General features: G+C 63.6%; 12 protein-coding genes. 1 reads left to right on the plus strand and 11 read right to left on the minus strand.

What is annotated here, in order from left to right:
- Window positions 1-14: 14 nt before the first annotated feature.
- The 8 genes from LGH70_RS06960 to LGH70_RS06995 all read right to left on the minus strand — a co-directional run bounded on the left by LGH70_RS06960 (window position 15) and on the right by LGH70_RS06995 (window position 15,783).
- Window positions 15-2,855 (minus strand): glycoside hydrolase family 2 protein, encoded by a 2,841-nt coding sequence (locus LGH70_RS06960; RefSeq protein WP_226184038.1) that lies wholly within the window; start codon window positions 2,853-2,855, stop codon window positions 15-17.
- A gap of 129 nt (window positions 2,856-2,984) precedes the next feature.
- Complete coding sequence (locus LGH70_RS06965; protein ID WP_226184048.1) at window positions 2,985-4,859, minus strand: sialidase/neuraminidase family protein; 1,875 nt, start codon at window positions 4,857-4,859, stop codon at window positions 2,985-2,987.
- Window positions 4,852-5,814 (minus strand): glycoside hydrolase family 43 protein, encoded by a 963-nt coding sequence (locus LGH70_RS06970; protein WP_226184050.1) that lies wholly within the window; start codon window positions 5,812-5,814, stop codon window positions 4,852-4,854. Before LGH70_RS06970 ends, LGH70_RS06965 begins: the two co-directional genes overlap by 8 nt.
- A gap of 5 nt (window positions 5,815-5,819) precedes the next feature.
- Window positions 5,820-7,229, minus strand: coding sequence for a glycoside hydrolase family 140 protein (locus LGH70_RS06975; RefSeq protein WP_226184052.1), 1,410 nt, complete (start codon window positions 7,227-7,229; stop codon window positions 5,820-5,822).
- Window positions 7,230-7,459: 230 nt separating this feature from the next.
- The gene (locus LGH70_RS06980) at window positions 7,460-9,112 is read right to left on the minus strand and encodes a pectate lyase family protein (RefSeq protein ID WP_226184054.1); all 1,653 of its coding nucleotides are present in this window, start codon (window positions 9,110-9,112) and stop codon (window positions 7,460-7,462) included.
- Window positions 9,113-9,318: 206 nt separating this feature from the next.
- The gene (locus LGH70_RS06985; RefSeq protein WP_226184064.1) at window positions 9,319-11,058 is read right to left on the minus strand and encodes a RagB/SusD family nutrient uptake outer membrane protein; all 1,740 of its coding nucleotides are present in this window, start codon (window positions 11,056-11,058) and stop codon (window positions 9,319-9,321) included.
- A gap of 19 nt (window positions 11,059-11,077) precedes the next feature.
- Window positions 11,078-14,059 (minus strand): SusC/RagA family TonB-linked outer membrane protein, encoded by a 2,982-nt coding sequence (locus LGH70_RS06990; protein WP_226184067.1) that lies wholly within the window; start codon window positions 14,057-14,059, stop codon window positions 11,078-11,080.
- Between the two features lie 53 nt (window positions 14,060-14,112).
- Window positions 14,113-15,783, minus strand: a complete 1,671-nt coding sequence (locus LGH70_RS06995) for a fucose isomerase (protein WP_226184070.1) — start codon at window positions 15,781-15,783, stop codon at window positions 14,113-14,115.
- A gap of 574 nt (window positions 15,784-16,357) precedes the next feature.
- Here LGH70_RS06995 and LGH70_RS07000 point away from each other — a divergent pair.
- The gene (locus LGH70_RS07000; RefSeq protein WP_226184073.1) at window positions 16,358-17,251 is read left to right on the plus strand and encodes an AraC family transcriptional regulator; all 894 of its coding nucleotides are present in this window, start codon (window positions 16,358-16,360) and stop codon (window positions 17,249-17,251) included.
- 111 nt (window positions 17,252-17,362) lie between these two features.
- Here LGH70_RS07000 and LGH70_RS07005 read toward each other — a convergent pair whose 3' ends face one another.
- From LGH70_RS07005 to LGH70_RS07015, 3 genes are all read right to left on the minus strand, one after another.
- Window positions 17,363-18,286, minus strand: coding sequence for a dihydrodipicolinate synthase family protein (locus LGH70_RS07005; protein WP_226184082.1), 924 nt, complete (start codon window positions 18,284-18,286; stop codon window positions 17,363-17,365).
- Window positions 18,287-18,356: 70 nt separating this feature from the next.
- Window positions 18,357-19,958, minus strand: coding sequence for a sodium:solute symporter family protein (locus tag LGH70_RS07010; RefSeq protein ID WP_226184084.1), 1,602 nt, complete (start codon window positions 19,956-19,958; stop codon window positions 18,357-18,359).
- Between the two features lie 149 nt (window positions 19,959-20,107).
- Window positions 20,108-23,647: a malectin domain-containing carbohydrate-binding protein gene (locus tag LGH70_RS07015; protein WP_226184086.1), complete on the minus strand. Its 3,540-nt coding sequence runs from the start codon at window positions 23,645-23,647 to the stop codon at window positions 20,108-20,110.
- Window positions 23,648-23,708 lie beyond the last annotated feature (61 nt).

Below are 23,708 nucleotides of genomic sequence, written 5' to 3' on the forward strand. Positions count from 1 at the left end.
TCAAACTCTATTTCCTACCGCCGCCCGACGGCTCCAACCGCCGCCTGCTGGCCGGAGAAATCGAAGTACAGGGTCATTTCCTTGGCGTACGAGGGGTCTTTGCCGTAGTCGTAGTACATGTTGGTTTTGCCCATCGGGCCCATGTTCTCGGCTTTCTGCGACTTGGTGCCAATGGCCGAAATGCCGTGCATAAAGGAGAGCTGGCCGCCGGGGAAGGCCGGGGCCGTGTTATAAGGTGTGGCCGAGAAGCGCGGCGTGAACAGGCGCAGGTACACGTCTTCCTGGTCGCAGACGATTGTGAGGGGCTGGCCGGTGGTCTGCAGGGTGAGCCAGTAGAAATTGGAGTAGTAGCCCTTGAACTCGGGGTACTCGGGGCCGCGGGTGCCTTCCATTTCGCCGGTGCTGGTGTTGTTGTAGGCCTTGGTCCACACGCCCAGGTTGGTGCCCTTCAGGCGGTCTTTCCAGACGCGGTAGGGCCCGTCGCCGCGCCACTGAATGCCTTTGACTTCCTTTTCGGGGTAATTGAAGTTGAGGCCGGCCAGCTGGAAGTCGTAGTCTTTGGGGAAGTACTTGGCAGTCAGCTTCACCCAGCCCGAGGGGTACACCGTCCACTGCAGCGACTGGTAGCGGCTCTGCTTGCCGAACTTGGCTTCGATGACCACGTTGGCGCCGTCCTGGCGCTGGCTCAGGCCCTCGAAGGCGGTTTCGCCCTCGGCCAGCACGGGGCCGTTGGAAAGCGGGATGAGGCCCTTGGCGTTGCGCACCTGGCGCAGCAGACCGGAGCGGCGGCTGAATGTCAGCTCCACGCCGTTGGCGGCTACGGAGTAGAGCGAGTCGGTTTCGGTGAGCTTGGCGGCGCCGGGTGCTTCGAGGCGCACGAGCTGCTGGGCCACGGCGCCGGGGCGGGCAATGGGCCAGCTCCAGGTGTAGATTTCGCGGCCGTCGGGGTACTGGGCGGTGATGTAGAGCACGTCGAATCCTTGCCACTTCGAGGGCATTTCGAGGCGCAGGGTGCCGTAGGTGCCGCCGGGCGCGATGCTGGGCACGGTGAGGGTGCCGGTTTGGGTGGCGAGGGTGGCGGCTTTGGCGCCGGGACCGGGCAGCTGGGCGAGCTTCCAGGTGAACTTACACTGGTTCAGATCGGTGAAGTGGAAGCGGTTTTGCACGCGGAAGGTGCCGTCGAAGGTCGGGGTGATTTCGCGGCGCTCGAAGAACACGGGGCTCCAGACTTCCTTGATGGTGAAGAAGCTGCCCTCCTTTTCGCGGTAAGGGCCGAGGATGCCGTCGGCGCCGTGGTTGCCGTCGGTGTCGAGGATGCCGCCCTTGTCGGTGCGCACCACGCCGGCGTCGGAGAAGTCCCAGAGGAAGCCGCCGGCCGAGCGCGGGTGGGCCCACATCTGCTCCCAGTAGTCTTCGAGGCCGGCGCCGTGGCCGCCGTCGTAGAGGCCGTGCAGGAACTCGGTGGGAAACACCACGTTGTGGCCCTGCAGGTGGGTGCCGTTGCCGTAGTCGTAGTTGATGTAGTGCTGGGTATCGGTGCCGCGGAACACCTGCCAGGCGTGGATAACAGGGCGCTGCTGCAGGTCCATGCGGTCGAGCACCGGGTCGAGGTCGAAGTTGTGGCCGCCCTCGTTGCCGTTCACCCACACCACGATGCTGGGGTGGTTTTCATCCTTGCGCACCATCTCTTCGGTGAGCTTGGTGCCGGTGGGCGTGTCGTAGTTGCCGTGCCAGCCGGCAATTTCGTCGAGCACCATCAGGCCCAGCGAGTCGCAGGCGGCCAGGAAATGGTCGTCGGGCGGGTAGTGGGCCATGCGCACCGAGTTCATGTTCATCTCGCGCATCAGGTTCACGTCGATGATGCTCAGCGCCTTGCTGGTGACGCGGCCCGAGGTGGGCCAGAACGAGTGGCGGTTGACGCCCTTGAACTTGACTTTGACGCCGTTGAGATACATGCCGTCCCGCTCGCGCACTTCCATGGTGCGGAAGCCGATGCGCTTATCCACGGTGTGCACTGGCTGCCCGCCCTTGCGCAGGGCGAAGGCCACGCGGTAGAGGTTGGGCGTTTCGGGCGTCCAGAGCCGGGCCTGGCTCAGCGAGGTTTGCAGGCGGGTGGTGGCGGCCCCGCCGGTTACGGCCGCGCGGAACTCGGCGCCGGCCTTCTGCCCGTCGAGGGTGTAGAGCTGGGCCACGACTTCGTCGGCCCCGCTGCCCTGGGTGTACACGTCGGCGCGCAGGGAGCCGTCGGCCTTGGCATCCACGGCTACGCGGCTGATGTGGGTGGCGGGCAGGGCCTCCAGGAACACCGGGCGGAAGATGCCGCCGAACAGCCAGAAGTCGCCGCGCCGCTCGGCGTCGTTGACCGACTCGTTGGCCGAGTGCTTGGCCACGGTGGCTTCGAGCAGGTTGGTTTTGCCCGGCTTGAGCAGCCGGGTAATGTCGTACTTGAAGCGGTAGTAGGAGCCCTGGTGCACTGGCCCGGCCGACTGCCCGTTGATGCGTACTTCGGTGTCGGTCATCGCGCCGTCGAAGACAATGTTCACGGTCTTGCCGTCCCAGTTTTTGGGCACCTTGAACTCGTACTGGTACTGGCCCACTTCCTTGCCGCGGGCGGTGTCCTTGGCGTGGCCGTAGTTGTACTTGCCGAAGCCCTGCAGCTCCCAGTTGGACGGCACCGGGATGGTGGTCCACTTGCCCGCCTTGCGGCCGGCCGAGCAGTGGAACTTCCACTTGACCGTGTGGTCTTTGTCGGTACCGGAGAGGTACTGGATTTGCGTCTGCTGGGCTTGTGAGGCCAGGGGCAGCAGCGTCAGCAGTACTGCGGCAAGGCGGGACACGAGGGAAGTAGTGGGCATGGCAGAGGTGTAGAGACGCCTATTTGCGTCTCAATCGTTGCTGATAGAGGAAATGCATGGTGCCGCTCGTTCAACGTGGGCCGTTCAACGAGGAGACGCAAGTATGCGTCTCTACACCGGGCGAATGGCTTAGTTAGCTTCTTTCGCTGCTGAACTGGCGGCATCCGGCACCGAGGTCTTCAGCGACTTCAGATAAAACACCGCCAACTTCTCCGACTCGCCGGCTCGGGGCAAGTCGTAGGTCTGGTCGGCGGGCGTGTCGGGCGTGGGGAAGTGGCGGGCGGGGCCGGTGCGCAGCATCACCCGCTCGAAGGAGGTCACCGGCGCGAAGAAGATGAAGGTGCTGGTCTTGCCGCCGTTCACCGATACCGTGCAGGTGCGGTTGGGCGCGTCCAGGGTCACTTTCAGGTCCAGCGGCTGGCCGGCCTGGTACTTGGTCACGCCCTTGAAGCGGGCCCCGGCCTTGTAGCTGAGCGTGCCGGTGGAGTCAAACGAAAGCTGCACGGCGGGCAGGCCCTTGGCGTCCTGAAACTCGATTTGCAGCAGGCCGTGGTCGTTCTGCGCGGGCACCACCGACAACTCGGCCACCAGCTGCTTGCTTTCGGGGATGATGCGCTCGGCCTTGCCGTAGTCGAAGCGGTCCGAATCTTTGAATACGAGGCCCTTGCTCCCATCCGGCAGCTTGCCGATTTCTACCGGGGCCTGCACCAGGCTGTAGGTGTTCCACTGGTCCAGTTCCTGACCGGCGGGCAGCTGGGCAAACACGTCGTTGGCGTGGCTCGTAGCCGTGGCGCGGATGGGCACCGGCACCGAGGCAATCCACATATCCTCCTTGTTCACGCTGTAGCTCACCCACATTTTCTTGTCGGGCGGCGTGCCGTCGCCTTCCTGGATGCCGCGCACGTACTGCGGGCCGTAGCTTTTGTAGTTGCCGCCGTAGCGCATGGGCGTGATTTCGCCGTGCACCAGCCAGAGGTCGGTATAGTCGAGGCCGTTCTGGGAGGTGGAAACGGCCAGCGGCCAGCGGAACTCCGAGGGGTTGTACACCGTGGCGTAGCGGCCGTCACTGGTGCGTTGCCCCCAGATTTTGGCGTTGCTGTTCACGAAGCCGGGGGCCCGCACCACCCGGTTGGGCCAGGTTTTCCCGCCGTCGGGGCTGATGGTGGTCAAGGCGTGCTTCCAGAGGCCTACCACCCGGTTGTCGGGCAGATGGTAGTAGCTGAAGGCCTTGTACTCCTTGCGCAGCGGAATGAGCTGGTCGTCGCGGTCCTGCTCCTCCACCATCTGCTGCATCATCAAGGGCGAGGCCAGAATTTCCTCGCAGGCGGCCACGAAGCCCTTGTCCTTGCTCTTGGTGTAGAACGGGTAGGCCGACTTAGCCTGGTCCCAGGTTTTGTTGTAGCGCAGGAAGTAGATGGGGCCGAACTTGCCATTCGGCAGCACTTCGCGCACCACCCGGCCGATGCCCTGTCCGTCGTTGGGGTCGTCCTTGGCGTCGAGGGCAATGCCGTAGTAGCCCAGGGTCAGCAGGCGGTTTTTCCTGGAGGTGAAGAAACCCACGCGCTGGTGCATCACGGCCTCCAGGTTCCGGGCCACCTTGCCGGGCTGGTCGGGCTTGGTGAAGCCGTCGGGCACCTTGTAGGGCGGGAAGATGACCACGGGGTTCGTCCAGGTGTAGCCGTCCTTGCTGGTCAGCAGCAGGGTGCGGCCGGGTGGAATATGCTCGCCGGCGGGGTTGCTCAGGTACTGGTAGTAGAACTGCCCCTGCCAGTAGGCCAGCATGGGCGCGTGGTTGTAGGTCCACCCCTCCCCGTTGGCGGCGCTGGGCTGCTCCCGGTTGGCGCGCAGCACCTGCCTGGCGTGGGTGCCGATGGCCGGGCGCAGCTGCCCGTGGTGATAGTCCACGCTGCTGAGCGTGGTGCCGGTGTAGCGGATGGTTTCCTGGGCCCGGGCCCCGAAGCCAGCCAACGCCGCGGCGGTCAGAAGTGCTAGGTGCTTAGTCATGCGTTCGGCTGGTTGAGGTAGTTGCGGGCGCCCCGGTTGGGGCAGTTTGCAACAGATTTTTCAACGTCTTGCGCGGGGCCCGGAATACGGTACCGTGCTTGTGGCCCGGCGGTACGCTGGTTTGGTCCGATACGTCGGTGAACGTCTTGAAATCGGCCGTTTTCATCACGCCGTAGCGTTTTTCCTGGTAAGCGTCGTAGTAAATCAGCCACTGCTTATTGGGCAGGGCCAGCACGCTCGGCCCCTCGGTGAAGTTGCCGGTGAAAGGGGCCGACACGCTGGGAAATGGCCCCGTGGCACTCGGCCCGAAGGCGACCTTGATGTTGCGGTTGGGCCGGGTATTGTCCTTGACTACCAGCACGTAGTCCTGGGGGCCACGCGGCACCACTACGGCATCAATGGCGCTCCAGCCCGGGTCCAGAAACAGCTGGGTGGGCGCAAAGGTCCGGAAATCAGTTGTCGTGGTGTAGTAGAGGCGGTGGTTGTTGTCTTCGGCTTCCTGGCCCTTCGCAAACCGCCCGGGAATGGTGCTGGCCCACACGATGAAGTACTGCTTGGTGGGCGCGTCGTAGAAAATTTCCGGGGCCCACACGTTCACCGTCGTCGGCTCCTGGCTCATCACATCAACAAAGCGCTGCGCCGACCAGTGCACCAGGTCTTTGGACGAGGCGTAGCCGAAGCCCGTGTCGCCCTTCCAGCCGCAGGTCCAGACGAGGTGGTAGGTGCCGTCGGGGCCGCGGGCAATGCTGGGGTCGCGCATGAGCTTGCTCGGGCCCACCTGCGGGGCGAGGAACGTGCGGTTCAGATCCTGCCACTGGTAGCCGTCGTAGCTGTAGAGCAGGCGCAGGCCTTCGTTGGCCGGCTCGTGAAACGAGGTAAATATATACACGTCCTTCGACGCGGCGCAGGAGCTCAGCAGTACGCCGGCCAGCAGCCAACTCAGGTGTTTGATCATGATGCTCACCCTTTTATCGTGCGGGCCGAGTCCAGAGTCAAGACCCAGTCGTTGCCGTTTTTTGGCTCCCCCGGCGGGTTGAACTCCCGCACGCCGGTGTTGGGAAACTTGCCGATAACGGTGATTTTCCCATCCCGCGGATTATACCAAGCCGCCTGCACTTCCGTGCTCTGAATCTTGCCCATATTCACCTTGATATTGCGGCCGGTGTAGGTGTAGATGAAGGCGTAACTGTTGCCCCGGGTGGCAAACAGCCGGTCGTACTTCTCCCCCACTTCGCCCGCAATCAGGCTCTGGTCGGGCACCCGCTCGAAAAAGCGGCGGGACAGCATCAGGTTTCTCAAATGCACCATCTGGCTTGCGCCCGGCGCGTTCAGGGCCTCCGACCACAGCTCCTTGGAGCCGTAGGCGCTGCCCTTGTCGAAGGCGCTGTGCATCTGCATCACCGAGTTCTGGCCGTAGGTGTAGCCAAAGGCGCCGGCAAACACTGACCAGTAGCCGTAGCGGCGCACGTCGGCATCGGTCCAGCGGGGCTGCTTGATGTCGTGCAGCCCCTGCGGAATCCCCTCGTAGGACGGCTCCCCGTCGAGGCTGGGCTTCAGGGGCTTCAGCGTGTTATCGACGAGCTGGTAGCGCCAGTTATCCTCGCCGAAGTGCTTCTTTTCGTTGCGCGAAGTATCCTGCTCGTAGCGCCGGTGGCCCGACTGGTACATGTGGAAATCCAGCCAGCTGGCGTTGTGAAACCAATCCGACGACTGGGTGCGGCCCCGCGGGTGGTAGGTCACCAGGTGGTTGGGGTCCAGGCTTTTGAGCGTGCTGCCGATAGTGTGCCAGACTTTCAGGGAGTCGGAGCCGGCAATGTCGCCGCCGTTCAGCCAGATGATGTTCGGCCGGTTCTTGTAGCGCTCGGCCAGGAAAGTCGCGTAGGTTTTGGCCTGTTGCTGATTGACTTTGCCGGCCTTCACATTAGTACCCCACACCGGCACAAGGCCCATGTATAACCCCTTTTTGGCGGCCAGATCCACGATGTAGTCGACATGGTCCCAGAAGTCGTACTGGGCGGCATCGGTGGCGGCATTACCCGGCGTGGTCAGGGGCCGGGCCACGTTGCCGCGCACCAGGGCCGAGTCACCGTACACGTTCACACTCGGCACCTGGTGGAGCACCATCACCTGAATGACGTTGAAGCCCTTTTTGCGCCGGTCTTCCAGGTAGGTTTCCGCTTCTTCCCGCTTGAGCTTATTGAACAAGAGCCAACCCGTGTCGCCGAGCCAGAAAAAGGGCTGGCCAGCTTCGGTCTGCAGATAGCGGCCGTTGGCGGATACTTTCAGCTTGCCCGTGGGCGCGGCGGCCGGGGCCGCGCCCACAAGTGACGCTAACAAGACGGAACAGAAAAGGCGCAGGGCTTTGGTCATATACTTGGCAAATACTTTTTGACGCCTGAAATCAGGCCATATGTCATGTCGAGCACAGCGCGGCATCTCGCGTGCCACGGTATTGTCATGCTGAGCTTGCCGAAGCATCCCTCCCGCAATACTTATGTAGCACTTATGTAGCTAGCACTACAACGAAGCGGCAGAGATGCTTCGGCTTCACTGCGTTGCGCTCAGCATGACGTCCTTTTTGCTGCAGTCAACGCCGGTCGTTACGACTTGCTTTTGCCGGCGGGGCGCACGGTGGGCAGGCTCACCACGCTGTCGAGGTATTCCTCGATGTTGGTGTAGCCGTCCTGGTTGCGGTCCTGGGCGGCGTCGGCGGCATTTTTGGGGTTGAGACCGTGCTTTTTCTCCCAGTCGTCGGGCATGCCGTCCTGGTCGGCGTCCTTGTAAGGCGTGCCCTTGTAGGTGGGGTAGCCGCCCACCTGCGCGGGGTCCGTGATGATGCCCTGCTTGTAGGAATCCTCGGGCAGGCGGCGCTTGATGTAGGGGCTTTTCGCCGAAGGCTTGGCGTCTTTGGCGTAGGTGATTTTGCCGGTGCGCACTTCCTCCACAATCCGTGCATCCACCGCGTCGCGCCGGGGCAGGGTCGCGCCCACGTTGGCCAGCACGTACTGGTAGGCCTCCGGCGCGGATACGACCGTCACGTTGGGCAGGGGCAGCGGCTCAGTCAGGCGCAGGCCGGCCAGGATTTTCTCCGGCTCGGCCACGTCCTCCAGCTGCACGCCGCCGGCCCAGTTGTCCTTGGTAATCTTGTCGTTGCCCTCGATGACGTTGCCGGCCACGTAGGCCTTGCCGTACACGGTGCCCAGCTGCTTGTCCCGGCTGGCCTCGGGCTTCAGAATCCGGAAACTGATGGGCTTGTCCAGGGGCGTGATGGGGCCGGGCTTGTAGTAGTTGTTCACGAAGTTGTAGACCGAGCGGTTGTCGCCGCCGTCGGCCGAGCGGTTCCACCAGTTAAACACCACGTTGTTGGCAAAGCCGAAGTCGCCGTACATGCCAATCGAAGGGTTGCGGCTGATGTTGTTAGCCCACAGGTTGCGCATAAACGTGCTGTTCAGGCCCCCGATAGTGCTGCCGAAAGCGTGGTTGTAGGTGTCCAGGGCTTCGGAGAAAATCGAGTTCTGGATGGTCACGTTCACCGTGGGCAGCTTGTCGGCCTTGCCGGTGTCGGGGTTCTGGTACACGTGGCGGTACATCGACATGTTCTCATCCAGCCCCCAGGAAGCCGAAACGTGGTCAATCAGGATGTTGCCCACCGGGTTGCCGCCCAGCGCGTCGTCGCGGCGGCCAACCTCGGTAGCCCCGCGGCGGAAGCGCAGAAAGCGCACCACCACGTCGTGGGTGTTGATCCAGATGGACTCGCCGGCCACGCACACCCCGTCGCCGGGCGCGGTCTGCCCGGCCAGGGTGATATAGGGAGCCCGGATGATGATGGGACTTTGCAGGCGAATAATACCGGCCACGTTGAAGACTACCATGCGGGCCCCACCCTGCTCACAGGCCTCGCGCAGGGTGCCCGGCCCGCTGTCGGCCAGACTGGTCACCACGAACACCTTACCGCCCCGGCCCCCGAAGGAGTACGCCCCGCCCCCCTCGGCCCCGGCAAACGCCGGAATCCTGGCCTGGGGCAAATCCGAGGGCTTGGCGGCCCAGGGTACGTAGGGCTTGCCAGCCTTGGCTTCCCGCTCGATGATGGGCAGAGCCTTGGCCCAGGCCTCGTCCGAGCGTTTCTGGGCCGCGGCCAGTGCCGCTTCGGCCTTGGCTTCCACGTCGGGCGGAATGGAGGGGTACTGCGCCCGGGCGGGCGTGGCGGCCCCAGCGGAAGCGAGGAAAGCGAGGAAAAGCAAGCGGTGGTTCATGTTGGATTGTGGTAGTCGTTCAACGAGGCCTCACCCCCGGCCCCTCTCCGAAATGGAGAGGGGTGCCAGACGGTTCAATTGCCTTCTGTGGCATTGTGCTTTCGTATTTCTTATAACTCATTCTTCCGTGGCTCCCCCGCAAATGCTTGATGCGCATTACCTTCTCGGGGAGGGGGCCGGGGGGTAAGGCGCCCATACTTCTAGGCTTAGTAGCCCGGGTTCTGCTGGAACTCGCCCTTGTTGGTTACCGCGTCAATGTCGCTCTGCGGTATGGGGCGGCGGGCGTGGAAATCCTGGATGGAGGCCTTGGCGTCGGGGTTGTGCTGACGCACGCGCTCCACCAGCTTGCCGGTACGCTTCAGATCCAGCCAGCGCACCTGCTCCCCGGCCAGCTCCCGGGCCCGCTCGTCGAGCACGAAGTCCAGGCTCATCTGCGCGGGCGTCACCTGCATGGCGGCCGTACGGCCGGGCAGGGCGGCCCGGGTGCGCACCAGGTTCACGTAGTAGGCTGCCGAATCGGTGCGGCCCAGGCGCACCTGGGCTTCGGCTCCGATGAGCACGATGTCGCCCAGGCGCAGCATAAACGCGTCGCGGGAGCTTTCCGTGGTCGTGGCCGTGGCCCGGGTTGGGTCGTCGAACTTGCGCAGCGAGGGGTAGTAGCGCCGCTCCCCTTTCAAGGAGCCGTCGGCGTTATACAGATCGTCGATGTCATACACTTTGTAGCGGTAGCGGCGGGTGTAGAGCTGCTGGAAGTTGTCGATGCTGCGCTTGGTGGTGAAGACGGCCGTGTCGCCGACGGCAAACTTGGGCTGGTTCAGCAGGGGTGCCAGGGCCGCGTTCTGGTTGACTTCGGCCTGACTCCAGCGCGGAATGTTGGTGGCGCTGTTGGCCAGCCAGGCCTGCTTGAACGAGCCCAGGTAGCGGGCATCGTTCTGCTCGTTGTAGAGGTCCAGCAAAAAGCGCGTGGGCATGTAGCGCACGCCCGGCAGGCCGTTGGCCACGTCGCGCACCAGGCCCGGCTGGTCGTCGTACTTCATCAGAAACCACTGGTGGCCGGTGTGGCTGCCCGCGTTGAAGGTCAGGTTGGTGGAGTAGTTCACCGCCCAGAGTACTTCCGAATTGCGCTGGTTGCCCATGGTCCACAGGTCGGCGTAGTTGGCCAGCAGCCGGATGCCTTGCCCGCTGTAGGCCGTCGTGACGCGCCGGGCAAAGTGGGCCGCCCGCTGGTACTGCCCGCTCGACAGATACGCCTTGGCGGCAAAGGCCTCGGCGGCGGGCCGGGTGATGCGGCCGTAGTCGGTGGCGGTGGCCGGGGCCGGATACGTGGCCAGCGTGACGGGCAGGTTGGCCACGGCAAACTCCACATCGGCCACAATCTGGGCGTAAACCTCTGTTACCGGGGCGCGGGTGGCCGTCGTCACGACGCCCTCGGTGGGCTCCAGGCGCAGGGGCACCGGCCCGAAGCTTTCCACCAAATGGTAGTAGTACCAGGCCCGCATAAAGCGCAGCTCGGCCTCAGCCGAGGCGCGGCGCGTCGAGGCCAGCCCGGCCGTGTTGATGTACTTCAGGGCCTGGTTCACCAGGTTGATACCGGCGTAGCAGGGCGTCCAGAGGTTGTTTTTCACCCAAACGTTGTCCGTGTTCAGGGCTTGGTAGTTCATCAGTGGGGGCTGGGGCCGGGTGTTGCTGGCGGCCGTGCCGTCGTTGGTGGCCCCGCTGGTCCAGATATCGGTACCCATTTCCAGCAAGGCGTAGCCTGATTCCTTACCGTAGATGATCCGGTTGTAGGTATAGGCGCCGTTGATGGCCGTTTCGAAGCCCTCGGGGGTGGTAAACACGGCTTCGGCGGTGGCGCCGCTGGGGTTAAACTCGTCGAGCTGATCCTGGCAGGCGGAGGCGGCCAGCACGAGCAGGGCCAGCGTCAGGGGGCGGATGATCTTATGCATGATGCGTCGTCTGGTCGGATTAGAAGCCCACGTTCAGGCCGAGCACGAAGGCGCGGTTCAGGGGCCGGTCAATTACGCCTTCGCCCTCGGGGTCGAAGTCCTGCAGGTTGCTCAGGGTGTAGAGGTTACGCCCCGAGATGTACACGCGCACGTTGTCGATGTGGGCCGGGCCCAGCAGGCTCTTGGGCAGGGTGTAGCCCAGCGTCACGTTGCGCACCTTGGCCCAGGAAGCCTCGCGCTCGGTCAGCGTGGTCACGTAGCTGAGCGTGCGCGTGGCGTGGGGGCGTGGGTACTCGTTAGTGGGGTTTTCCGGCGTCCAGTAGTCCACCACGGCCCCGTTGTTGTTGCCGCTGCGGGTGTACTTAGCGTAGTAGTCGGAACTGATCCACTGACCCACACGGGCCACCAGCAGCACGTTCAGGTCGAAGCCCTTGTAGCGCACGTCGTTGCTCAGGCCCCCGGTCCACTTGGGCACCCGCGAGCCAATGACGGTGCGGTCGGCGGCGGTAATTTTGCCGTCGGGCACCCCGTCGGGACCCGATAGGTCGGCCACCTTGATGTCGCCGGGCTGAAACACGCCCGCCCCGTACTGCGAAGCGTCCTCGCCGAGCTGCCAGATACCGATTTTCTTGTAGTCATAGTACACCTGCGCCGGCTGGCCCACAATCAGGGAGTTGCGGTAGTCGTCGGCAATAACGTTGCCGTTGGGCAGCTCCACGATGGTTTCGCGGTTGGCGGCAAAGGTGGCCGTGGTCGACCAGGTCAGGCTCTCGCCACGCAGGTTCTGGGTGGTCAGAGCCACTTCCAGGCCCTTGTTGCGGGTGCGGCCGATGTTGCGGTTTACCGTGGTAACGCCCGTAAACGAGGGCAGGGTGTAGGGGAAAATCAGGTCCCGGGTCTGGGCGTCGTAGTAGTCCACGGTGCCGGTCACGCGGTTATCAAACAGGCCGAAATCCACGCCCAGGTCCAGGGTGTAGGTTTTCTCCCAGCCCAGGTCCCGGTTGCCGATCAGCGGGGCAATGGTATAGGTAGGCGCCGCATTGCCGTCCACGTAGGCGAACGACGTGTTGGTCAACGAGTTCTGGGTACCGTAGGCGTTGATACCGTCGTTACCCGACACGCCGTAGGAGCCGCGCAGCTTCAGCTCGGTGAGCTTCGTGATACCCTGCATAAAGGGCTCGTCGATGAGGCGCCAGGCCAGGGCCGCCGAGGGGAAATAGTCCCACTTGCGGGCCAGCTTGGAAGAGCCGTCCACGCGGTTGGTAGCCGTAAACAGGTAGCGGCCCTTCCAGCCGTAGTTGACGCGGCCGGCAAAGGACACCAGGTTGCTGCGCACGAAGCCCGAGCCGAAGAAGGGGTTCTGGTTGGCCGCGCCCAGGTTGTAGAACGACTGCGAGGGCAGCACCTGGTTGTTGCCGCCGGCAAAGCTGTTGGTGTTGGTGAAGATCAGGTCGCTGGCCACGCCGGTGAGCGTGAGCGAATGGTCGCCGAAGTCTTTCTTGTAGGTCAGTACGTTTTCCCAGCTCAGGTTGCGGTTCTGGTTGCTGGTAACCGAGGCCTGGGAACGGTTGCCGGCCCCGTCGATGGTGTTCAGGCCGTAGAAGCTGCCGGCCTCGGAGGTGGCAAAGTTGGCCGCGAAGGTCGAGCGGAAGCTCAGCCCTTCGAGTGGGGTCAGCTCCACGTAGGCGGCCGCCGTGAGGCGGTTGGTCTTGGTGTTGCGCTCGTAGGCGCCGGGCTGCTCGTCGGCCAGTGGGTTGATCTGGGTGCTGCCCAGCAGGCGGTAAATCAGCTTGCCCTCGTCGTCGTAGACGCGGCCCAGGGGCACGGCCTGGGAAGCCAGGTTGAACGGGTCGCGCCGGATGTCGTTGTTGATGTAGGCCAGCTGGGTCTGCACGCCCACTTTCAGCCACTTGTTCACCGTCTGGTCGATGTTGGCACGGGTGGTGTAGCGCTTGAAGCGGTCCAGCTTCAGCAGGCCTTTCTCGTCGTAATAGCCCAGCGAGAAGTACACCTTGGTGTTCTCCGAGCCGCCGGTGAGGCCGATCTGGTAGTTTTGCTGCATGCCGTTGTGCAGCAGCTGGTCGGGCCAGTTCACGTACTGCTCCTGGGCAATGGCCTCGCGCTGGGCGGGCGTAAAGGCCACCGCGTCGTCGGCGGGCGAGTTCCAGGTGCCGGCCGCTCGGAAGGCTTCCCGGCGGAAGGCCACGTATTGGGGCCCGCTCATAAACTCGCCGTAGCCGGCTACTTTCGTGATGCCGGTGTAGGCGTTAAAGTTGATTTTGGGCTTGCCCGCACTCCCGCGCTTGGTGGTGATGATAATCACGCCGTTGGCCCCGCGCGAGCCGTAGATGGCCGTCGAGGAAGCATCCTTAAGCACCTCGATGCTTTGCACGTCGTTGGGGTCGATGTCGGCCGCATTCACGCCCTGCACCCCATCCACGATGTAGAGCACGTTGTTGGAGGAGCCCGGGTTGGCAATGGAGCGGTTGCCGCGGATGCGGATGCTGGCGCCCTGGCCCGCGTAGCCGTTGGCCCGGCTGATGTCGGCCCCGGGAATCTTGCCCTGCAGGGCTTCGGTCACGGTCGTCACCGGCAGCTTGGTAACCTCCTCCCCTTTCACCGACGTCACGGCCCCGGTCAAGTCGCGCTTGCGCACCGTGCCGTAGCCGATAACCACCACGTCGTCGAGTTCGGCGGTGGCCGGGGCCAGGCGCACTTCCACCCGGGTCTGGTCGGACCGCACGGTCAGCTCCTGGTTGGTATAGCCGATGTAGGAAACGACCAGGGTCACGTCCTGCTTGTCGGGCACCTGCAGGGTAAAGCGGCCCTCCGTGTCGGTGCTGTTGCCGTTGGTGGTGCCTTTCACGACTACCGTCACGCCGGGCAGCGGTTCGGCCTTGTCGCTGCCGACCACCTGCCCGGTCAGAGTGCGCGTCTGGGCCTGGGCGGCCGTGGCCACGCACAGCACGGAGGCAGTGAGAAGAGGAAATAAGCGGTTCATAGGGTGGGAAGAGTTAGAAGCGCAACAATCAGGTGGCGAAGGCCTGGCCGGCGTTAGCGCGGCATAGCCAGGTGCCGGGTCCGGTCTTTGGCGGCCGCCGGGGCAGCCACGCCGATTACGTCGCCGCAGAAGTGCACTTCCACGCCCAGCTCGGCCAGGGCGGCGGCCTTGATGCGGCAGGCCTGGTGGGCCTTGGCCTCGTAGGGGGCATACACCACCTGAATGTGGTTGGCCTTGTGGCGGGCCATCATCTGGTTGCGGCTCACCCCGCGCAGCACGGCGTGCATAATGGGCCACTCGGGCGTGGTTTCCTGCCAGCGGCGCTGGGTTTCGGCCGCGGGCAAAGCCACGGCCTCGCCCACGCCCAAGTCGCAGTGCAGCTTGCCGTCCATTACATACACCCGGCTCCAGACCAGGGAGCCCGGCCGGCTGATGCCCTTGAGGCTGCCCCCGCCGAGGCGGAAATACATGGGCGGCTGCCGCTCGCTGCTGGCGCCCTGGTAGCCGCCCACAAAGTGCGCCGGTGGGGCCGCCCCCGAAATCAGGAACAGCCACACAAACTCCTCGCCCTCGCCCGTGTCGTAGAGCTGGCCCCAGCGCAAATCGTGCAGGGTGGTTTCGCCCGACATGCCCAGCTCCTCCCACAGGCGGTAGGTCAGCAGGGCGTCGAGGCCGGCGCACTCGTCCACCTCGTTGAAGTGGGGCAGGGCCCGGCCGGGGTACAGCTCCTCGCCGGCCAGGGAAAAGACCGGGGGCCGGTCGGTGTTGTTGAGCAGTCCCTCGACCAGGTCGCTGGCGGCAGTCAGGTCCTTAAGGCCCTGCTGGTACTGTATGCCGATGGTGTCGCAGCCAAACTCGGCGGCCAGGCGCAGGGCGGCCACGTACATCCGGCACTGGTCCAGGGTCTGAGCCCGGGTCAGCTCGGTGGCTTCGTCGGTGCCCCAGTTGAACTTCATGCCTTTGGCCAGCAGCCAATGGAGCACGGCCTGGGCATCCTGCTCGCTTACCTCGCGCATCGCCGCGTAGAGCGTGGCCTGGCTCAGGCGCTCCTTGAACACGCCGGTGGGGTGGAGCAGTTCGTCGGGCACAATGGCATTGTACATGCCCATGCAGCCCTCGTCGAAGACGCCCATAATGGCCTTTTGCTCACGGAAGCGGCGGCCAAAGGTCCGGCCGGCTTTCTCGTCGGCGGCGGGCAGGGTGGCGCTGGTAAAGGACTGAACGTGGCTGGCATCCTGGCTGATGGTGCCTTCCTGGAGCCACTGGCGCAGGCCGGTTTCGAAAAAGTCGTCGGTAAAATCCTCGCTCCAGAGCGTGCTGTACGCCACGCCGGCCTTGGTCAGGCAGCCGTTCAGGTTCAGCATGCCCACCAGGCCGGGCCACTGCCCGCTCCAGTTGGCCACCGTCAGGATGGGGCCCTGGTGGGTGGTGAGGCCGGCCAGCACGTGGTGAGAGTACTGCCACACGCTTTCGGCCACAATCAGGGGCTGCTGCGGGTCCAGGGAGCGGAACACGTCCATGCCCATCTTCTGCGAGTCGATAAAGCCGTGCTGCTTCTGCGCGTCGTAGGCGTGGGCGCGCCGCACCGCGTAGCCCTGCCGGGCCAGGGCCGCACCGAGCTGCTCTTCCATGGCCTGCTGGGCGGCCCAGCAGTTCTGGTTGGCGGCCAGGCGCAAGTCGCCGCTGGCCACGAGTAGTACTTCTTTTAGAATAACGGGAGCCACTGCTTGCTGCTAATTAAAGGTTCAGGGGAAGGGTGGCGCCGAGTCGGCCACCGGGACTAGAGTCGGCGCGCCCAGCACTCCCGGACGAGCAAACCCAGCCGGCAACCCACTTGCCCGGACGGCGTGCCGGGGGCGGAAAGTTGCCGTAACAAATATGCCGGACGGCGGCGCCCGGTCCCTGCCGGTTATTAGCTACTTAGTATAGGATGTTAGCATAGCACCCCCACCGCCAAATTTCAGGCACCGCTCCGGCCCGGCCGCACCGCCTGAGGCCAGCAAGTGCCCACTCACCCCGTGGGGCAGTAAAAGAAGTGCCATCCGGCCCCGGGCAGTAGAGTACAGGAGAGTTCGGGGCGCCCGGCAAAATATATTAGTGTCCACTCACTACAAAGCAGGCCTCTCTCTTCCCGCTTAGCAGCTGCTCCCGGCTGAAGCTAAGATCCTAGAGTAAGGGGCCGGGGTTGGCCTTCCACCCGGGAAAGCAGCCCCGACCGGCTGGCCTAGTGAGGTCTGGCCGTAGCCGTTCCCCGGCGCGTTGCTCTCTCCAACTTCCCACCCTATTCCCACCCTCGTCATGAAAGCGCACTTCCACAAAGTCCCGGTCAGCACCCAGAGCTCCTTCAGCATCCGCCACGACCGGAAGCCCAACTTCGGCACCACCTGGCATTACCACCCCGAGCTGGAGCTGCACTTTGTGATTCGGGGCGAGGGCGTGCGCCTCATCGGCGACAACATCAGCAACTTCTCCTCGGGCGAGATTATCCTGCTGGGCGCCAACCTGCCCCACACCTGGCGCTGCAATGAGGAGTATTTTCAGAACGACCCCAGCCAGGAAGTCGAGGCCATCGTGATTCAGTTTCTGCCCGAGTGCCTGGGCCGCTACCTGCTGGGGCTGCCCGAGGCCTACCTGATTCCGAAGCTGTTTGAAAAAGCCAAGAGCGGCCTGCTCATCGGGGGCGAAGCCAAGGCCCGCCTGGCCCCGCTGATGCTGGCCGCCGTGCAGGCCACCGACCTGGACCGCATCATCATCTTTCTCTCGATCCTGAAAATCATTTCCGAGACGTCGGAAATCCAGGCCATTGCCGCCGAGCACCACGCCTACAAGCAGTCCAACGAGTCGGACACCCAGCGCATTAATAAGGTGTGCAACTACACGCTGTCCAACTATAAAAAGGAAATTACGCTGGAGGAAATTGCCTCCATCAGCAACCTGAGTGTGACGTCGTTTTGCCGGTATTTCAAGCTCATCACCAAGAAAACGTACTACGACTTTCTGATTGAAATCCGCATCAGTCAGGCCTGCCGTCTGCTCATTGAGGACAAGATGCCGACGGAAGTTATCTGCTTTGAGTGCGGGTTCAACAACGTGTCGAACTTCTACCGGCACTTCAAGAAAATTACGAAAATGACGCCGCTGGAGTACAAGCGCAAGTATCTGCACAGCTACAAGGAGCTGGCCGCGGCCTAAGAGAAACCCAAGCAGAAAAGGTGAGAGACAAAAAGGCCGCCGTCAGCATTGACGGCGGCCTTTTTGTCTCTCACCTTTTCCTCTTTACCCTTCCCTTCTCTCCTACTTGCCCTACACCAGCTCCAGGCTGCGGCTCAGCGTGAGGTAGTCGCCGCTGAGGGCTTCCACGCCCTGGCGCACGGTGCTGGTAAAATTGCCCACCTGGCGGCGGGTAAACGTTGAAATATCGATGCCGCGCTGCTTGAGCGAGTACTTGGCCGCAATGGGGTACACGTGGTGCATCACGTCCATGTGGCGGATGAAAAACTGCTGCACCTCTTCCACTTCCTGCTGCAGGTGGGGCTGGTCGTAGTTGTCGCAGAGCCACACAATCAGCTCGGGGAAGAAGTTGCCCTGAATGCAGGACAAGCCCGCCGCCCCGGCCCGCAGCGACTCCACCGCGTGGCCCATGTAGGCGTCGTAGAGGCCGAACGGATGGCCTTCGGCGGCGGCCAGCTTGGCTTGCACCTGCTGAATGTCCAGGCAGGTATCCTTGTGATAAATCACGCGGCCGGTTTGCACGAACTCGCCCAGCTGCCGGGCCGAGAGCAGGCGCTTGTAGGGCTCGGGGCACTCGTAGAAGCCCAGCGGAATGCCCGGCGTCCAGTCGAGCAGGCGGAATACCCGCTCGTTGAAGACGGCGTCCGACTCACTTTGCTCGGCCAGCAGGCCGGTGATGACGATGACCGCCTCGGTGCCGGTTTCGTAGACCTGCTTCACAAAATCGGCCTGCTCGGTAAGAGAGCCGGCGAAGGTGCCGGTGGCCACCACGGGCACGGCCCCGCCCACCACGTCCACCACGTGGCGGATGCTTTGCAGGCGCTCCTGGGCACTGAGTTCGAACATCTCGCTCGACAGGCAATTGGCAAACAGCCCGGACGCGCCGGCCCGCAAGTACAGCTCCGTCAGGCGCGTCAGCGCCGGATAATCAATCTGCCCATCGTTCTGAAAAGGCATGAGCATGACCGGGACAAATCCTTTGCGTGATTTTTCCATCTCCTAAACCAGTAATAGTCAGTTAGAATAGCCGCTTCGGGGCTACGTAGTTACGTCTTGGGACCGGGGGCTAGTGCACCGGGTGCTCGGCCGCGGCCAGGGTTTCTTCGGTGGGTACCGCTTTGGCCCCGCGCCACTTGGTAAGCAGCAGGCCCACCAGGAAAATAGTGAGCGTACCGACCACGATAATCATGCTCTTGTGCAGCGGGTTGCGGAAGGCGGCCAGCTCCTCGGGCAGCTTGCCCGAAAACGTCATCCAGAGAATCACCAGCACGCCAATGATAGTGGCGGTGAGGGCTTCGTGGTTGCCGGTCTGCCGGCTGATGACGCCCAGCAGGAACAGGCCCAGCATACCGGCGGCGAAGATGCCCGACAGCTCCCACCACACGTCCAGCACGCTTTTCACGCCAATCATGGCAATACCGGTGCCCATGCCCAGCAAGCCCACCACCACGGTGCCCAAGTGCAGCACCCGCATGGTCTGGCGCATGTTCAGATTGGGCTTGAAGTACCGCTCGTAGATGTCGGCGGTAAATACCGTGGCCGAGGCGTTCATGCCCGAGCTGATGGTGCTCATGGCCGCCGACAAAATGGCCGACACGATGAGTCCCACGAAGCCGGTCGGAATCTTGGTGACCATGAAGTGCGGCATGACTTTGTCGCCGTAGTCGGAAGGCAGCAGCTGGGCCGCGGCCTGGCTGATCTGGGCGGCGGTGGCCGTGAGGGGCAGCTTTTCAGCGGCCACTTTCAGCTTCACGGCCTCAATCAGCTCGGGGTGCACCTGGTAGTAGGCAAACAGGGCCGAACCGATGACGAAAAACAAGAGCGAAGCAGGCAAATACAGCCACACGCACAGCCAGATGGACTTGGCCGCCTGCTTGGCCGAAGCCGCCGTGTGGTAGCGCTGCACGTAGTTCTGGTCGACGCCGAAGTTATTCAGGTTGATAAAGAAGCCGTAGAGCAGTACCACCCAGAAGGTCGACTGGGTGAAGTCGGGCACGAAGCCGCCAAGGCTGAACTTGTCGTGCTGCTGGCCGATGGCAACCACGTTGGGCAGGCCGCCGGGCATGTTCTCGATAATCAGGTAGAGAATCAGCAGAGCTCCAAAGGTCTTGATAACGCCCTGCACTACTTCGGTCCAGATAACGGCCTCAATGCCGCCCAGCACGGTGTAGATGATGATGCAGATGCCGGTGCAGAGCATAATCATCTCCATGGAAAAGCCCGTCAGCGCCTGCAGCGTGAGGGCAATGCCGAAGAAGATGGAACCGATACGGGCCAGCTGGGTGAGCAGAAAGCAAACCACCGCGTAGGTGCGGGCCCAGCTGCCGAAGCGGTGCTCCAGGTGGGTGTAGGCCGATATTTCGCCGGTGCTGCGGTAAAACGGCACGAAGTAGCGCGCCGCCACCCAGGCCGCCAGCGGCATCGACAGGCTGAAGACAAAGGCGTTCCAGTTGGTACCAAAGGCTTTGCCCGGCACGCCCAGGAACGTATTGCTGCTCAGGAAGGTAGCGTAAATCGACAGGCCGATGGCCCAGCCCGGAATCGAGCCCGAGGCGCTGGAATACTGCTCGGGGTTGACGTTTTTCCGGGCAAAGTATACCCCCACGGCTATCATGGCTACCAGGTAGAGGGCAATAATGGACAGGTCTAGAACTCGCAGATTGCTCATGAAACAAACATTGCCAAAATGCCGCGAAATCTCGCCTGCTGGTCAGGGGTAAACTCCTGTTAGCAAAGATATCGGACCGCGCCCCCGGGTACGTGTACCATCTTCCCCTTCTATTGTAGCATCTTGACTTGGTAGGCTAACACTGTGGCCTACTGCACTTCCAGGCCCGAAACGCTTAGCCCGGCCGCGTCCACGGCCGTGAGGCGCACGGTGTAGCTGCCCGCGTTGATCATCGTGCCGGTGGAGGAGGCCAGGTAGTTCCACTTGCCCGGCTTGGAGGGCAGCAGCATGACAGGCTCTTCCCGCAGCCGGGTACCGTCGACGGCCGAGAGGGTGAGCTTGCCCTGCAGGGGCCGGGCGAGTTGGTTGGCGTAGCGCAGCGTGAGCGAATAGGTATCGGCCACGCCCACCTGAATCGTCCATTCCAGGGCTCCGCCGGCCGCTTCGCGGAAACTGATGCTTTCCTTGGCGTGCACGGTTTCCTTGACTACGCCGGGACCCGAGAGGCGGGCTGTGGCCGGCTTGTAGCCCGTCAGGGCCTTCAGGTCGTAGGCCGGCTCGATGGTCGTGGCGCGGTTGACGGCTACCAGATACTCAGTGCCCGCGCCTAGCTCTACCCGGGAGCCGGCCGCAAACCGCCGCCGCAGCACCCGGAAATGCCGGCCGCCGGCCTCGTTGGTGGTCAGCGTGGTTTTGGTGTCCTCGTACTCCTTAAGCCAGCCGGGCAGGACTTTCTGCTGCGCGTCCAGACTGATATACACGTCGGCAGCAGTGCTTACCCGGAAGCTGCCTCCTAACGTACCCGCCGCAGACTGGCGGGGCCCGCGCAGCCACTCCGCTCCGTACAGGGCCGAGGGCAAGGCGCTGAACGCCACGGGTGAATCCTGGTAGGGCTGGTTGCCGGTGTCGAGCCAGGTTTCGGCCGTCCAGAGTGCGGCTGCGTTGGCACTCTGCACGTTGCTGATAACTGGCTCGGGAGCCGGCGCGGGTTTACGCGTGGCGTCAAGGCTGGCAATGGCAATGGCCGAAATCAGGGCCTGCCCGGAGGCGACCTGCGGAAACGAGACGATCAGCTGCCCGCCGGTGACCTGTACTTTCATGGTCTTTTTCAGAGCTTGGTCGTGGCCGGCTTCCTTCCAGATATCCAGGTTGTGAAGCACGGTTTCGTTGTTGATGGCCACGTCAAACTGCCGCCAGCCGGTGCCGTCGAGCCCACCACCGGTGCCCACCCAGGGTTCCACGAAGTACAGCTCGACCAGGTAGTCGCCGTCGGGCACGGGGAAGCGGTAGCGCAGCTTGTCGCGCCCGTAGCGGAAGTCCTGGAACAGAGGCCAGTCGGTGGTGCCGCGGATGGGGTCGTGGGTGCGGCGCTGGCTGGCAAAGAAGGGCGAGAGGCCGGGAAAGTCCCGGGTCCACGACTCCGAGCCCCAGGTTCCGGGGCCAGAGCGGGGCTGGTCGGCCAGCCAGCGGCTGCCGTGCCGGTCCACGTAGGCCGGGCCGCCGCAGTTCACGCGGTAGAGGTAGTTGTAGCCAGCTTGGGGCGCGGTAATCGGCTGGGCAGCGGCCAGCAGCTGGTTGAAGTTCGGCGCTTGGGGCAAGTGGTGCAGCACAATCAGGTCGCGGGCCACGGGCTTGCCGGCCACGTAGCCCACGGCCAGCAGCACGTTGTAGCGCACCTCGACCCCGTCCCACTGAAAGGCCGTGCCGAAGGCGCCGCGGGCTTTGCGGCCCAGGGAGCCGGCGTCCACGTCGTTGAAGAGCTCCACTTCGTCGCAGTTGGAATACACCAGCAGGCTGTCCTGCCGGCCGGGCTTGAGCCACCGGTCGGGCCAGGTGTGGGAGGCCAGGTACACCATCGGCTCCGTTTCTTTGGGGGCGTAGTGCGAGCGGAACATGTAAAACGCGTCGGTGGGCTCTTCCCAGGGCGTGAGCAGGCCCTTGTAGTTCACCGGGCCGATGCGGTCCAGCTCCCGTTGCCCTTCCCCGCCCTGCACCCGGCCGGGGTTGTCGTGGGAAGTGAGCAGCCAGAAAAAGTGGCCGGCGGTTTTGTCTTTCGCCGATTCGGCCAGCCGCACTTTCAGCTGCATGAGCTGGGTGAACCGGTCTTCGCTGAACGGACCCGTATTAAGCGCCGGCGGACCGGTGCGGTGCAGATCCAGAGTGCGCCAGGCCCCGTACTCGCCGATAAGCACCTGCCGCTCCACGTCGGCCGCGTACAGGCTGGGGTCGCCGCCGTAGGTGCCGGTCCAGTTCTGGGGCACATCCCAGTCGGTGCCCTGCCCGCCGTTACAGGTCGTCACTTTCCGTTCCCGCGAAGCCGTAGGGTCAAGCTCCCGGATGAGGGCGGTGCATTCCCGGGCAAAGTCGGCGGGTAGAGTGCTTTCGTTTTCCAGGCCCCAGAGCACCACCGAGGGCGAGTTGCGCCGCTCTTTGACCCATTCGGTGAGCAGGGTTTTGAAGTTCTGCCGGAACTGGGGCGTATCGTACCAGACGTGGGCCGCCAGCTGGGGCCACCACAGCCAGCCTAGCGAGTCCCAGTTGGCCTGGTAGCGCAGATTGTGGGGCTGGTGGGCGTCGCGGAAGGCATTGAAGCCGGCGGCACGCATCTGCTGCACCCGGGTGCGGACCTGCTGGGCCGAAAAAGCGTGGCTCTGGCCCAGCAGGTGCTCGTATTCGGCAATACCGTTGATAAACACCGGCTGGCCGTTCAGTAAAAACTGCTTCTGCCCGGCCGCTGCCGCCTTGCCAATCGGCCAGCTGATCCAGCGGATGCCGTAGGGCGTTTCCAACTCGTCCAGGAGCTTTTTACCGGCACTGATGCGTGTGACCAGCCGGTACAGGTACGGGTCGGCCACCGACCATAGGTGGGGTTGCTGCATTTCGGGCAGCTGCTGTTTCACCTGAACCGCCTGCCCCGCCGCCAGCTTCCGTTTTGTTTTCACTTCGGCCACTACCCGGCCCTGCCGGTCGAGCAGCTGGTTGGTAAGCATCAGCGTCTGCGGCTTGGCGCTGTAGTTTTTCACCTCGGTTTCGACCCGCAGCGTGGCGGCCTGCGCGCTCAGCGTGGAGTCGGCCCAGACGTGGACGCCAAAGTGCTCGATGCGGACAGCCTTGGTGGATACCAGCGTAACGGGCCGGAAAATGCCCAGGGGCTGGGAGCCTTCGGAAAAGCCGCGCTCCTCGGAACAGCCCCCGCATACCCAGGGCAAATCCTGGATACCGGCCGGGTGGTCGGCGCGCACGGCCAGCAGGTTGGCCCGGCCATCGGTGTGCAGGGCCTCAGTTACATCAAGGGTGAAGGTGGTGCGGCCCCCGGCGTGGCTGCCCACAGGCCGGCCGTTCAGCCACACGGTAGCGTAGGAGCCCACGCCTTCGAAGAAGAGAAAGTGGCGCTGCTGGCCCGTTTTGGCTTTGAAGGGGAAGCTTTTGCGGTACCAGGCGTAGCCGTGGCGGTTTCCGTGGCGCTGCCGCCGGTAGCCTTCGTAGGCATCCCAGTTGTGGGGCACGGCCACGGTTTGCCATTTCTGATCCGGAAAATCGGGCAACTCAAATCCGGTATACGCCTGCTGATTTTGGTCGTCGGCCACGGTGCGCCAGTTGTCGAGCAGCGGCGTTTCCTGGCGCGTTTGGGCACGAGCGGTTAGCAGTGGTATCAGGCAGAGCAGCAGCAGCAGTTTTCGCATAGTCATAGCGCGTACGGTGCGCCTCACCCCCTAGCCCCCTCTCCGAAAAGGAGAGGGAGAACTAGCT

This window comes from Hymenobacter nitidus (assembly GCF_020447315.1).
GTDB lineage: Bacteria > Bacteroidota > Bacteroidia > Cytophagales > Hymenobacteraceae > Hymenobacter > Hymenobacter nitidus.

Excerpts from the sequence above, each read along its gene's own strand:
- LGH70_RS06960 (WP_226184038.1), bottom strand. The coding sequence starts at position 2,855 with ATGCCCACTACTTCCCTCGTGTCCCGCCTTGCCGCAGTACTGCTGACG.
- LGH70_RS06965 (WP_226184048.1), bottom strand. The coding sequence starts at position 4,859 with ATGACTAAGCACCTAGCACTTCTGACCGCCGCGGCGTTGGCTGGCTTC.
- LGH70_RS06970 (WP_226184050.1), bottom strand. The coding sequence starts at position 5,814 with ATGATCAAACACCTGAGTTGGCTGCTGGCCGGCGTACTGCTGAGCTCC.
- LGH70_RS06975 (WP_226184052.1), bottom strand. The coding sequence starts at position 7,229 with ATGACCAAAGCCCTGCGCCTTTTCTGTTCCGTCTTGTTAGCGTCACTT.
- LGH70_RS06980 (WP_226184054.1), bottom strand. The coding sequence starts at position 9,112 with ATGAACCACCGCTTGCTTTTCCTCGCTTTCCTCGCTTCCGCTGGGGCC.
- LGH70_RS06985 (WP_226184064.1), bottom strand. The coding sequence starts at position 11,058 with ATGCATAAGATCATCCGCCCCCTGACGCTGGCCCTGCTCGTGCTGGCC.
- LGH70_RS06990 (WP_226184067.1), bottom strand. The coding sequence starts at position 14,059 with ATGAACCGCTTATTTCCTCTTCTCACTGCCTCCGTGCTGTGCGTGGCC.
- LGH70_RS07000 (WP_226184073.1), top strand. The coding sequence starts at position 16,358 with ATGAAAGCGCACTTCCACAAAGTCCCGGTCAGCACCCAGAGCTCCTTC.
- LGH70_RS07005 (WP_226184082.1), bottom strand. The coding sequence starts at position 18,286 with ATGGAAAAATCACGCAAAGGATTTGTCCCGGTCATGCTCATGCCTTTT.
- LGH70_RS07010 (WP_226184084.1), bottom strand. The coding sequence starts at position 19,958 with ATGAGCAATCTGCGAGTTCTAGACCTGTCCATTATTGCCCTCTACCTG.
- LGH70_RS07015 (WP_226184086.1), bottom strand. The coding sequence starts at position 23,647 with ATGACTATGCGAAAACTGCTGCTGCTGCTCTGCCTGATACCACTGCTA.